General features: G+C 34.9%; 13 protein-coding genes. 7 read left to right on the forward strand and 6 right to left on the reverse strand.

What is annotated here, in order from left to right; all coding sequences use genetic code 11:
• Positions 1 to 186 precede the first annotated feature (186 nt).
• Positions 187 to 702, forward strand: a complete 516-nt coding sequence (locus AC000W_RS06955) for a shikimate kinase (RefSeq protein WP_474747132.1) — start codon at positions 187 to 189, stop codon at positions 700 to 702.
• On the opposite strand, the gene AC000W_RS06960 is transcribed toward AC000W_RS06955, so the two are convergent.
• Entirely contained in the window at positions 694 to 1,191 is a 498-nt protein-coding gene (locus tag AC000W_RS06960) for a phosphoribosyltransferase family protein (RefSeq protein WP_474747134.1), read from the reverse strand. The two genes, AC000W_RS06955 and AC000W_RS06960, sit on opposite strands and share 9 nt — an antisense overlap.
• Positions 1,192 to 1,230: 39 nt before the next feature.
• Positions 1,231 to 1,602 (reverse strand): RNA-binding S4 domain-containing protein, encoded by a 372-nt coding sequence (locus tag AC000W_RS06965; protein ID WP_474747135.1) that lies wholly within the window; start codon positions 1,600 to 1,602, stop codon positions 1,231 to 1,233.
• Between the two features lie 79 nt (positions 1,603 to 1,681).
• Here AC000W_RS06965 and AC000W_RS06970 point away from each other — a divergent pair, with 79 nt between their 5' ends.
• Positions 1,682 to 2,635: an FKBP-type peptidyl-prolyl cis-trans isomerase gene (locus tag AC000W_RS06970; protein ID WP_474747137.1), complete on the forward strand. Its 954-nt coding sequence runs from the start codon at positions 1,682 to 1,684 to the stop codon at positions 2,633 to 2,635.
• 80 nt (positions 2,636 to 2,715) lie between these two features.
• Here AC000W_RS06970 and AC000W_RS06975 read toward each other — a convergent pair whose 3' ends face one another.
• Genes AC000W_RS06975 through AC000W_RS06985 form a run of 3 tightly spaced genes read right to left on the reverse strand, consistent with a single transcriptional unit; the run spans position 2,716 to position 5,214 of the window.
• The gene (locus AC000W_RS06975) at positions 2,716 to 3,336 is read right to left on the reverse strand and encodes a porin family protein (RefSeq protein ID WP_474747138.1); all 621 of its coding nucleotides are present in this window, start codon (positions 3,334 to 3,336) and stop codon (positions 2,716 to 2,718) included.
• A gap of 53 nt (positions 3,337 to 3,389) precedes the next feature.
• The gene (locus AC000W_RS06980; protein WP_474747139.1) at positions 3,390 to 4,343 is read right to left on the reverse strand and encodes a transketolase family protein; all 954 of its coding nucleotides are present in this window, start codon (positions 4,341 to 4,343) and stop codon (positions 3,390 to 3,392) included.
• Positions 4,344 to 4,368: 25 nt separating this feature from the next.
• Positions 4,369 to 5,214 carry a transketolase gene (locus AC000W_RS06985; protein WP_474747141.1) on the reverse strand — a complete coding sequence of 282 codons (846 nt, stop codon included), beginning with the start codon at positions 5,212 to 5,214 and terminating at the stop codon, positions 4,369 to 4,371.
• Between the two features lie 164 nt (positions 5,215 to 5,378).
• Between AC000W_RS06985 and tgt the strand changes: the two genes are divergently transcribed.
• The 5 genes from tgt (at position 5,379) to AC000W_RS07010 (ending at position 11,629) form a co-directional block, all read left to right on the forward strand.
• Entirely contained in the window at positions 5,379 to 6,509 is a 1,131-nt protein-coding gene (tgt, locus tag AC000W_RS06990; protein ID WP_474747142.1) for a tRNA guanosine(34) transglycosylase Tgt, read from the forward strand.
• On the forward strand, positions 6,510 to 7,592 hold the full coding sequence (locus AC000W_RS06995; RefSeq protein WP_474747143.1) for an LptF/LptG family permease: 1,083 nt from the start codon (positions 6,510 to 6,512) through the stop codon (positions 7,590 to 7,592). It abuts the gene before it with no gap.
• Between the two features lie 81 nt (positions 7,593 to 7,673).
• Positions 7,674 to 8,627 carry an acetyl-CoA carboxylase carboxyltransferase subunit alpha gene (locus AC000W_RS07000; RefSeq protein ID WP_474747145.1) on the forward strand — a complete coding sequence of 318 codons (954 nt, stop codon included), beginning with the start codon at positions 7,674 to 7,676 and terminating at the stop codon, positions 8,625 to 8,627.
• Positions 8,628 to 8,796: 169 nt separating this feature from the next.
• A complete protein-coding gene (gene dnaB / locus AC000W_RS07005; RefSeq protein ID WP_474747146.1) occupies positions 8,797 to 10,344 on the forward strand; it encodes a replicative DNA helicase in 1,548 nt (515 codons plus the stop codon).
• 100 nt (positions 10,345 to 10,444) lie between these two features.
• The gene (locus AC000W_RS07010; RefSeq protein ID WP_474747147.1) at positions 10,445 to 11,629 is read left to right on the forward strand and encodes an asparagine synthetase B; all 1,185 of its coding nucleotides are present in this window, start codon (positions 10,445 to 10,447) and stop codon (positions 11,627 to 11,629) included.
• Positions 11,630 to 11,980: 351 nt separating this feature from the next.
• Here AC000W_RS07010 and AC000W_RS07015 read toward each other — a convergent pair whose 3' ends face one another.
• The gene (locus AC000W_RS07015; RefSeq protein ID WP_474747149.1) at positions 11,981 to 12,781 is read right to left on the reverse strand and encodes an HAD family hydrolase; all 801 of its coding nucleotides are present in this window, start codon (positions 12,779 to 12,781) and stop codon (positions 11,981 to 11,983) included.
• Between the last annotated feature and the right edge of the window lie 6 nt (positions 12,782 to 12,787).

Here is a 12,787-nt window from a genome sequence, read left to right on the forward strand (position 1 = left end):
CCCAGGACCCTCTCCTTAAAAGGGAGATGCTCTACCAACTGAGCTACCAGGTCTTAATATGCGCCTATTGCTGTTAGCGGGTGCAAATATACTATCATTAATTTATTTCACAAGGCGAATTATCCATAAATTTGTTTTTTTTTGAAATCAATTGAAATTACTTCACTTTTACGAAAATTAGTTGAAATGCAAATTGTACTTGTAGGATATATGGGAAGTGGAAAATCTACTGTTGGTAAATTATTGGCCAAGAGTTTGGAGTATGAGTTTTTGGATTTAGATTCTTATATAGAAAACTCTCTTGAATCTAATATAGCGGACATTTTTGAAAAAAAAGGAGAAATTTTCTTTAGAAAAAAAGAACATTTTTATTTAAAAGAAGTATTAAACCAGAAGAAGAAGGTTGTTCTTTCCACTGGTGGTGGTACACCATGTTATAGTGGCAATATGGATAGTATGCTACAAAAAACTGAGCATGTTTTTTATTTAAAAGTGTCAGTAAGTGGTTTAGTAGAAAGACTCTATAAGGAGAAAGAAGAAAGGCCCTTAATTAAAGACTTGTCCAATGATGACCTTCCCGAGTTTATTGGGAAGCATTTGTTTGAAAGAAATCATTTTTATTCGCAAGCGAACCATATTATTTTATGCGATAAAAAAACTCCTAAAGAAATTGCTGAGGAAATAAAACTGCAGCTAGTCTAAATAAACAGAATCATTTTTTGTCTTAAACTCTACATGAACGTGCTCTTGTAATGATGTAGACAAAGAAATCCCTTTAAAATCTGCCTTTACAGGATATTTTTTGTGATTTCTATTAACCAAAACAGCTGTTTTTAACTGTTTTAAGGGTGTTTTTAGAAAGTGGTGCACCCCATAAATAAGTGTAGTTCCAGAATTTAGAACATCATCTACTAGTACTACAGATTTGTTAATATATTCTTTTTCAGGAATCGAAGTGGCAACTCCACTTGATAAAGGATTTGTTTTGTCCATTTTAACCTTACATAATGTAATTTCCGCATCCGTTATTTTTTTAAGGATTGTTTGAATTTTTTTTGCAAAATTTAAACCCCCTCCATCAATACCTGCAATAACAATTTCAGATTCATTTACATTGGCTTCATATATTTGATAGGCAATGCGCTTTGCTTTATGCTGAATTTCTTCGTGGCTAAGTATTTTGTTTTTCATTAGAGTGCAGATTTCAATTCAAAGATAAAGAAACCGTTGTTATTCTGATTCATCTGTATATTCATCTATATCTCTACGGTCTTTTTTAGTTGGTCTTCCCATACCTTTTTTTCTATAATAATCTTTGGAGTATTGTAAAAGCTCATTGTGTTCAAAGGCTTCTTTGGGTGTAGTATCTTTTCTGTATATGTCCACTAATTTTGCCCCAACTCGGCTTTCAGGAATATCCAATACTATAAGCTCATAATTAATTTGGTTCTTTCTAACTATAATCTTATCCATAGGATAGACTTCTCTGGATGGCTTGGCAATTTGTCCATTAATTTTAACATGTCCTTTTTTGCAGGCAGTGGAACCCATGTTACGGGTCTTAAAATAACGAGTACTCCATAAGTATTTATCTATGCGCATGTATAAGTTAAAATCTTTGTTAACGGCTTCCACAAAAATAGGGGAAAATTGTATCTTGCGCCCTTGTAAAAGAAAATGCATGAAAACGAAACAATTATTTTATTTATTAATTATTGTTGGAACCCTTGTTTGGTCCTGCAAAAAAGATGATGGCTCAGATATAGAAGTAGTACCTCCAAGATTATTAAGTGAAGTGGCTATAGAGAATGATGAAGAAATTCAGGATTTTTTAAAAACGCATTTTTATAATTATGAGGAGTTTACTAATCCGTCAGCTGATTTTGATTATAAAATAGTTATAGATACGATTTCTGGGTCAAATAGTGATAAAACCCCATTAATTAACCAAGTAGAATCCCTTACCATAAATGTTTCTTCAAGTACTTTTTCTGGTTTAGAGGAAGAAGATAATGTACCACATACTTTATATTATCTTTCTGCTAGAGACGGAAAGGGTTCAAGTCCAACCGTTGCAGATTCTACCCTACTACGTTACGAGGGCTCATTGATAAATGGAAATGTTTTTGACGGCACACCTACATATCAGTGGCAATATTTGCCATTTTTCTTAAGGGGCTATTCCAATGCAGTTTCCATGCTTAAAGCTGGTGATGATGTTGTAATAAATAATGATGGAACATCCTCTATTAGTAATGCGGGAATTGGATTAATGATTATTCCTTCTGGACTTGCCTATTTTAACTCTCCACCAAGTTCCAGTATAGGGGCGTATGATAATTTAATTTTTAAAGTTGATGTTGGTTTATTCGTAGAAAATACCGATTACGATAACGATGGTATACCGTCTATATTGGAAGATTTAAATGGAAATGGAAATTTAAATGATGACAATACAGACAGTGAAGCCGAAGCGGATGCTTTTACTCAGTCTGTTCCAAATCATCTTGACACAGATGACGATAATGATGGAATCATTACAAGAGATGAAATTCTTATAGATGAGAACGGAAACATTACTTATCCAGATACAGATGGAGATGGAACCCCAGATTACTTGGATTCGGATAGTTAATACAAGTAATATTGAAAATATAAAAGCCCGCTATTGCGGGCTTTATTTTTTTTATATAAAATTTTTCTTGAAGAGAAAATCTATAATTTTAAAGATAATCCAACGATAATTTGTGAAGGCCTAGAATCTACTCTACCTGAAATATCTGTACCTGTAATATTCTCGCCGATAAAAGCTGCTTCGTTTTCTGAGAAACCACGCTCATAACGCACATCTACTCCAATGTTACCCAAGTTGACACCAACACCCATATGTAGACCAACTGAAAAGTCATTTTTTACATCTTCTACCTGTAAATCCTTTAAGTCGTTATTTAAGGTATATTGAAATGCGGGACCTGCAAAAATACTTAAAGGACCTATTATTTTATACCCTAAAAGAACAGGAGCATCAATTTTAGAAATGTCATATTCACTGCTTACACCATTGGCATCGTAATCACTTTTTGTCTTGGTATAAATAAGTTCTGGTCTAAGATAGAGTTTAGGAAAATCCAGTTTTCCAAAGAAACCAATATGGTATCCAATTTTTCCATCCGAACCAGCAATGATATCTTCGCCGGTAGCTTGTAGTTGTTTAAAACTTAAATCTCCGTTTTGGTTGTAATTAAGACCTCCCTTAATACCAAAACCGGAACCTGATTGCGCAAATGCAGTTATGCTTACTAAAGCACATACTGCTACTAGAAGTGTTTTTCTCATAATGAATGTGTTCTTTTTTTGATTAAAATGGTAGAGTACCAAAAATGATACCACTATTTTCTTTTCAACACACTTAAAACGGCTTCTACTATTGCTTTATTGTTTAATCCGTATTTCTCCATTAATTGTTCTGGAGTACCGCTTTCGCCAAAAGTATCATTAGTGGCAACAAACTCTTGCGGTGTAGGATGTTGTGTAGCAAGTACTCTTGCAACACTCTCACCTAGACCTCCTAAATAGTTATGCTCTTCTGCTGTTACAATGCAACCAGTCTTTTTAACAGACTTTAAAATGGCAGCATCATCTAAGGGCTTAATTGTATGAATGTTAATTACCTCTGCAGATATACCTTGATTCTCCAATGTTTCAGCAGCAATCAATGCTTCCCAAACTAAATGTCCTGTGGCTACAATGGTAACATCTGTGCCTTCATTGAGCATTAAGGCCTTACCAATTTCAAATTTTTGGTCTACTGGGGTAAAGTTTGCAACTTTTGGTCTTCCAAAACGTAAATATACTGGGCCATGGTGCTCTGCAATGGCAATCGTTGCAGCTTTGGTCTGGTTATAATCACATGGATTAATAACGGTCATGCCTGGCAACATTTTCATCAATCCTATATCTTCCAATATTTGGTGCGTGGCACCATCTTCACCTAGGGTTAAGCCCGCGTGTGAAGCACATATTTTTACATTTTTATCAGAATAAGCAATAGATTGTCTTATTTGATCATAAACCCTTCCCGTAGAAAAGTTTGCAAAGGTTCCCGTAAAAGGAATTTTTCCTCCAATGGTCAATCCAGCTGCTATTCCCATCATGTTTGCTTCAGCAATTCCTATTTGGAAGAAACGCTCTGGATTTTCTTTAATAAATGTTTCAATCTTTAAAGAACCTACCAAGTCAGCACAAAGTGCTACTACGTTTGGGTTTGTTCTTCCCAACTCGGTCATTCCTGCACCATATCCACTTCTAGTATCGTTTTTACCTTGATCTATATATTTTTTCATGTTTTACGTCTTAATGCTGTGTTGGTTAGTAATCCCCTAATGTTTCTGGGTTTTGAGATAAGGCATCTGCCAATTGTTCGTCACTTGGAGCTTTTCCGTGCCACGCATGGGTGTGCATCATAAAATCTACTCCATTCCCCATCATAGTATGTAAAAGCACACAAACTGGTTTTCCTTTTCCGGTTTTACTTTTGGCTACTTTCATGCCTGCAAGAATAGCTTCAATATCATTACCCTCTTTAATATCAACTACATCCCAACCAAAAGCTTCAAATTTTAATTTTAAATCACCCATTGGTAACACATCATCTGTAGATCCGTCAATTTGTTGCCCATTGTAATCAATGGTAGAAATTAAGTTATCCACTTTTTTACCAGCGGCATACATTATAGCTTCCCAGTTTTGGCCTTCTTGTAGCTCACCATCTCCATGTAAGCTATACACCAAAGTGTTGTCATTATTCAATTTTTTAGCTTGGGCAGCTCCAAGTGCCACAGACATTCCCTGTCCCAATGATCCAGAAGCAATACGCACCCCTGGTAAACCCTCATGTGTTGTTGGGTGTCCTTGTAAACGAGAATTAAGTAATCTAAATGTGTTTAATTCATCAACAGGAAAGTAACCCCTTCTTGCCAATACACTATAGAATACTGGGGATATATGACCATTTGATAAGAAGAACAGGTCTTCACCAATTCCATCCATATCAAATCCTTCTTTTAATTCCATTACTTCATTATATAGGGCAACAATGAATTCGGTACATCCTAATGAACCTCCTGGGTGACCAGAATTTACTTTGTGTACCATTCTTAAAATATCCCTACGAACCTGTGTGGTAATATCTTGTAACTCGCTTACTTTTGGCATTTTAGTCTTCAGTTTTATTCGGCACAAAAATAGTTGCTATCTTTTGGGAAAGCAAATATGAATTCTACTATTTTGAATTACTTGAAAGTATTCACAGAACTTTATTTTTTTGTTAAGGAAGTTATGAGATGTAGTTGATTATCTTTGCTCACTTAAAATAGAATTTGAAGTTTACATTACATCATACAGACCCAAAGAGTAAGGCTAGGGCAGGAGAAATTCTAACTGACCATGGAAAGATAGAAACCCCAATTTTTATGCCTGTAGGTACTGTTGCCTCAGTAAAAGGGGTACATCAAAGAGAGTTAAAAGATGAAATAAACCCAGACATTATTCTTGGGAATACATACCATCTCTATTTACGTCCTCAGATTAAAATTATTGAACAAGCAGGAGGGTTGCACAAATTTATGGGTTGGGATAGAAATATTTTAACCGATAGCGGCGGTTACCAAGTGTATTCCTTATCTGCCAATAGAAAAATTAAAGAAGAAGGAGTAAAATTTAAATCTCATATTGATGGTTCCTACCATGTTTTTACACCAGAAAATGTAATGGAAATTCAGCGTGTCATAGGTGCCGATATTATTATGGCTTTTGATGAATGTACTCCGTACCCATGTGATTATAATTATGCAAAACGTTCCATGCATATGACGCACAGGTGGTTAGATAGATGTATTTCGCATTTGGAGAAAACACCCTATACGTATGATTATTCCCAAACCTTTTTTCCTATTGTGCAGGGTTCTACATATAAGGATTTAAGAAAACAGTCTGCTGAGTACATTGCAAATGCTGAAGCAGAAGGAAATGCCATTGGAGGATTATCGGTAGGTGAGCCTGCGGAAGAAATGTATGCCATGACAGAAGTTGTGTGTGAAATTCTTCCAGAAGATAAGCCTAGGTATTTAATGGGGGTGGGAACACCCATCAATATTTTAGAGAACATAGCTTTAGGAATTGATATGTTTGATTGTGTGATGCCCACAAGAAATGCCAGAAACGGAATGTTGTTCACGGCGCATGGCACCATTAACATAAAAAATAAAAAATGGGAGGATGATTTTTCACCCATAGATGAAATGGGAATCACTTTTGTGGATATAGAATATAGCAAGGCTTATTTACGCCATTTATTTGCTGCCAATGAGTATTTGGGAAAACAAATTGCAACCATACACAATCTAGGTTTTTACTTGTGGTTGACTCGGGAAGCTAGAAAGCATATTTTAGCGGGTGATTTTTGTGAGTGGAAGAATATGATGGTTAAACAAATGGATAAAAGATTATAGGTGTTAACAATCCTAGATAAATATATACTAAAACGATATTTACTCACTTTTGGGGTGATGTTACTCTTATTTATCCCTATTGGAATTATGGCCAACCTGGCCGAACAGATAGGGAAAATGATAGATAATGAAGCTCCAATGAATGAGATTATTGTCTATTATGTGAATTTTACCATAGTAATTGGGAGTTTGTTGTTCCCTATTTTCCTTTTTCTATCTATTATATTTTTTACCTCTAAATTGGCCAGTAATACAGAAATTGTGGCTATTTTAAGCTCTGGGGTTTCATATGGAAGATTTTTAAGACCTTATTTAATAGGTGCAACAATTATTGCTCTCATTATGTTTTTTATGGGTATGTTTTTGGTCCCTAGGGCAAGCGAGGGGTTCAATGAATTTCAATATAAATATTTAAAAAGGGGGAAACAGGACAGGGTTACCAATAATATTTTTAATCAGTTAAATGAAAACGATTTTATTTATGTGAGTAGTTTTGACCCTGCAAGACAGATTGGATACAATTTTACTTTTGAACATTTTAATGAAGAAAATCAGTTAGAATACAAAATAAACGCTGCCAATATAAGATGGATTCCAAAAGATACGTTGTACCGATTGACGTCTTATACCAAGAGAAAATTACTGAAGGAAAATGAAATTGTGCAGACCAAGAGAAGGTTGGATACGCTGTTTCAATTTAAAATAAATGATCTTACTCCTGTATCCTACATAGCTGAAACTAAAAACCTGTTTGAGTTGAATGATTTTATTAAGGATCAAAGAAGAAAAGGTGCATCTAATATCAACACGTATGTAATGGTGAAATACAAGCGTTGGGCCTTGCCTATAACTGCTTTTATACTAACAATCATCGCAGTTGCGGTTTCCTCTGTAAAGCGTAGGGGAGGAATGGGTATTAATTTGGCCTTTGGAATAGGAGTTGCCTTTATTTTTATATTCTTTGATAAGGTTTTTGGGACATTAGCTGAACAAGCTGGTTTTCCACCTTTGTGGGCGATTATAATCCCAAACCTAATTTTTGGTGTATTGGCTTTTTATCTTCTAAACAATGCCAAACGATAGCATAAAAAAGAAGACATAATGCTTGGTTGCCTATAAAATTTTATATTTGTCGTCTCAAACTAACTAACAAATTTTACATTCATGGAGTATTTGGATTTTGAACTTCCTATTAAAGAATTGGAGGAGCAATTAGATAAATGCATGGTCATTGGCGAGGAAAGCGATGTTGATGTTACAGAAACTTGCAAGCAGATAGATAAGAAGTTAAATGAAACTAGGAAGGAGATATATAAGAACCTTTCTGCATGGCAAAGGGTTCAATTATCTAGACACCCTAGTAGGCCTTACACCATGGATTATATCAATGCTATTTGTGGGGATACCTGGTTAGAACTGCATGGAGACAGAAATGTAAAGGATGATAAAGCAATGGTTGGGGGTCTTGGAAAGATTGGAGACCAGAGTTTTATGTTCATAGGCCAACAAAAAGGGTATAATACCAAAACAAGGCAGTATAGAAATTTTGGTATGGCTAACCCAGAAGGGTATAGAAAGGCCTTAAGATTAATGAAATCTGCAGAAAAATTTGGAATACCTGTAGTAACATTTATAGACACTCCTGGTGCTTATCCAGGGTTGGAAGCTGAAGAACGAGGACAAGGGGAAGCTATTGCAAGAAATATATTGGAAATGACACGTTTAAAAGTGCCAATAATCTGTATTGTTATTGGAGAAGGGGCTTCAGGAGGTGCTTTGGGTATAGGAGTTGGTGATAAAATGTTGATGTTAGAGAACTCATGGTATTCGGTTATTTCTCCAGAAAACTGTTCTTCAATTCTATGGAGAAGTTGGGAGTTTAAAGAAAAAGCTGCTGAGGCATTAAAACTTACCGCAACAGACAGTAAAAAATTAAAAGTTATTGACGAAATAATTAAAGAACCTATTGGAGGTGCTCATAGTGATAGAGAAAAGATTTTTAAGACGGTGACCAATGCCATTGTTAAAACATATGATGAATTTAAAAACTTATCACCAAAAGAATTGGTAAAGAACCGTATGGAAAAATACTCTCAAATGGGTGTCTTTAATGGCTAAATACCGTTCTAATCAAAGTTTTATGAAAACCATAAAAATATTTTTACGGTTTTTTTATGTTATGAACACAAATTTGTAACTTATCAACACTTAATTTGTTGACCAACTGTTAACATTGAAACTACCTGAGTTTAAGTTAACTTAAGGTTAATTCCATACATTCGCATTCATGGACAAACCCAATCCTATTATCGGTCATAAAATTGACAAATCCACCATAATCAATCTAGAGAGGGGTAAAATACCCCCTCAAGCTGTTGATTTAGAGGAAGTTGTATTAGGAGCAATGATGATTGATAAGAAAGGTGTGGATGAGGTAATAGACATATTACAGCCTGATGCTTTTTATAAAGACACTCATAAATATATTTATGAGGCAATCTTTAAATTATTTGAAAGTTCCGAACCTGTTGATTTATTAACCGTTTCTTCCCAACTTAGAAAGGATGGACGTTTAGAATCCGTTGGAGGCGATTTTTACTTGATAAAACTTACACAAAAAGTAGCATCATCTGCCCATATTGAGTTCCATGCAAGGATTATCCTTCAAAAATTTATTCAGAGAAGTTTAATAAAGATTTCCAACGAAATTATAGAAGATGCTTACAGTGATTCCAATGATGTTTTTGATTTGTTGGACAATGCAGAATCCAAGTTGTACGATGTTAGTCAAGGTAACTTAAAAAAGTCTGCGGAAACGGCTCAAAATTTGGTAATTCAAGCTAAAAAACGGATAGAGGAAATAGCAGGAAAAGAGGGGATGAGTGGTATTCCTTCAGGTTTTGACAAAGTAGATAAACTTACATCTGGCTGGCAACCCAGTGATTTAATTATTGTTGCTGCTCGTCCTGGTATGGGTAAAACTGCATTGACCTTATCTATGGCAAGAAACATGGCCGTAAATTCTAATATGCCTGTTGCGTTCTTCTCTTTGGAAATGTCATCTGTGCAATTGATTACAAGGTTGATTTCTTCTGAAACAGGATTGTCCTCAGAAAAATTGCGTACTGGAAGATTGGAAAAGCACGAATGGGAGCAACTAAATGTGAAGGTGAAATCTTTGGAAAAAGCACCATTGTTTATAGATGATACGCCCTCACTTTCCATTTTTGACCTTAGGGCAAAAGCAAGAAGACTGGCTTCACAGCATGATATTAAGATAATCATGATAGATTACCTACAGTTGATGACAGCTAGTGGAAATCAAAAAGGTGGAAACAGGGAGCAAGAAATTTCAACCATATCTAGAAACCTAAAGGCCTTGGCAAAAGAGCTTAATGTTCCTGTCATTGCATTATCGCAGTTGTCAAGGGCTGTGGAAACAAGAGGTGGTAGTAAAAGACCTATTCTTTCAGATTTAAGGGAGTCTGGAGCTATTGAGCAAGATGCAGATATTGTATCGTTTATCTATAGACCAGAATATTATAAAATTGATGAGTGGGATGATGAAGAGCGTACCCCAACCCAGGGTCAGGCAGAGTTCATTGTGGCAAAACATAGGAATGGCGGCTTAGATAATATAAGGTTAAAATTCATTGGCAATCAAGGTAAATTCGATAATTTAGAGAACTTTGATTCTCCATTTGAGTTTCAATCTAAGATGAATGCCAATGATGAGAATCCGTTTATAACCAAGAATTTGCCCAATGCTGATGAAGCTTTTGGTAGTTCTATGAACGATGGCGTTGACCCAGATGATAATGACATACCTTTTTAAAATCAAAGCTTTTATCTCAATTCGATACCAATCGACAGGTATTTTCATAATTTTATTTTTCACTTCTTTTCTTTCATTTGCATCCAACATCCTTATTCCTATGGATGCTGAAGGGCAAAAAAATCATTTAAAAGCTTACGGAATTACCTATTGGGTGCTTTCAAAACAACAAAAAGTACAATGGCTTTTAAATTATAGAGGGGGCTCTTTTTTATTGCCAGACGGAGATGCAATTAGAAAAGAATGCCAGATAAGAGGTGTTTCCTTTGAGGTTATTTCTGATGTAAAAGCCAATGCTATTTTAGATGGAATAAGCAGCCCTTCAATGAATCAGGAAGCAGTGGTATTGGAAAAAGCTCCTAAAATTGCAGTTTATTCTCCAAAAGGAAATCTACCATGGGATGATGCGGTGACCATGGTTTTGACTTATGCTGAGATTCCTTATGTAACAATTTATGATGAAGAGGTGTTAGAAGATAAATTGGCATTGTATGATTGGTTGCATTTACATCATGAAGATTTTACGGGCCAATATGGAAAATTTTATGGAGCATATAGGGCAGCTCCTTGGTATATAGAAGGAAAAAAAATAGCTGAGGATTTAGCTTCTAAATTGGGTTATGACAAGGTTTCCGATGAAAAAGAAGCAGTTGCTTTAAAGATTAGAAATTATGTTATTGGTGGGGGATTTATGTTTGCTATGTGTTCAGCAACAGACAGTTTTGATATTGCTTTGGCTGCTGATGGGGTGGATATATGTGAACCAATGTTTGATAATGACCCTTCTGATGCCAATTATCAAAACAAATTAGATTTTACTAAGACCTTGGCATTTACCAATTTCACATTGGAAAGAAACCCTTTAAAATATGAGTTTTCTTCTATTGATATGACCAATAAAAGAAGGATTCCGAAGGAATCGGACTATTTTACGTTGATGGATTTTTCTGCAAAATGGGACCCTGTTCCTACTATGCTCTGCCAGAACCATACGGCTTTAGTAAAAGGGTTTATGGGACAGACCACTTCTTTTACAAGAGATGAAATTAAACCCAATGTTTTGATACTAGGTGAAAATAAAGTTAATAGTGAAGCAAGATACATACATGGGATAAAAGGGAAAGGTTTCTTTACTTTTTATGGAGGTCACGATCCAGAAGATTATCAGCATAGAGTCGGGGATCCAAAAACGGAGCTAGAACTACATCCTACTTCACCGGGTTATAGATTGATATTGAACAATGTTTTGTTCCCTGCTGCCAGAAAGAAAAAACAGAAAACTTAGTTTTTACTACAAAAAAATAAGCGCCAAATGAGAAAGGCGCTTATTAATAGCTAATTCAAGTATATATTCAAGTCGCAAATTGCAACTAAGGCTCATACTTGGGGTGGGCCTATATTTTGCTTTAGGTTTTAAATGGAATAAATTAATTACTCTAATAAACTTGGTGTGGTTGGTTGGACCTATGAACTTAAAAACAAAAGCATGGGTATTATATTATGCCGTAACAAAAGTAAAGGAGATATGGGTTACGAATAATATACTATTTTGTCAAATAGGCATTGATTTTTATCAATTATGCTATGTGTGCATAATTATTTTATAAAATAATCAATTTTTTAACAAAATAATCAATTATTCTAATTTTAAAAGTTTCTGTAATATGTGCTCAACACCATTCTCATCATTGCTCAATGTTTTGTAATTAGCTGCTTTTAAAACATTGGGGTGAGCATTTTCCATTGCAAAACTAAAATCTGCACATGCAAGCATTTCCAAATCATTGTTATAATCTCCAAAAACCATAGTTTCACTGGCACTAATGTTGAATTTCTCCTGTACTTTCATTAAGGCATGTCCCTTATGTGCATTTTCTGAAGAAATATCTACCCAATTAGGTCCTGAGACTTTTACTTTAAGTCTGTTTTCATAGGATTTTACTTCTGGATAAATGTGTTTTTCAGAACTTTCAAAATGGTAAATGGCTATTTTTAAAACTTCTGCATGTACTTGTGATAAGTCATCCACAATTTCAAACTCAGAATAGTATTGTTTTAGCATATTTATGAATTCTTCCGAGTCTCCCTTTAAATAGGCGTTTCTTTTACCACATAGCACAGGGTGTATATTATTCACGGCATCCAATGTTTGCAAAACTTCATTTCTAATTGATTTATCCAAAGGAGTAGATAATAGTTCTTCTTGCCTGTGCATGGCAAAGCCTCCATTTTCTGCAATAACAATGATGTCATCCTTAATGGGATATAGTTTGTCAATAATACTATTGTACTGTCTTCCACTGGCAGCCACAAACAGAATGTCCTTTTTTTTAAGTTCTTTAAAAAGAGAAAAAAACTGATTGCTTACTTCATGATTGGAGTTTAATAGAGTTCCATCCATATCCGTTACAACCATTTTAATTTTTGATAAATCCATTATTTG

The organism is Saonia sp., assembly GCF_056326165.1.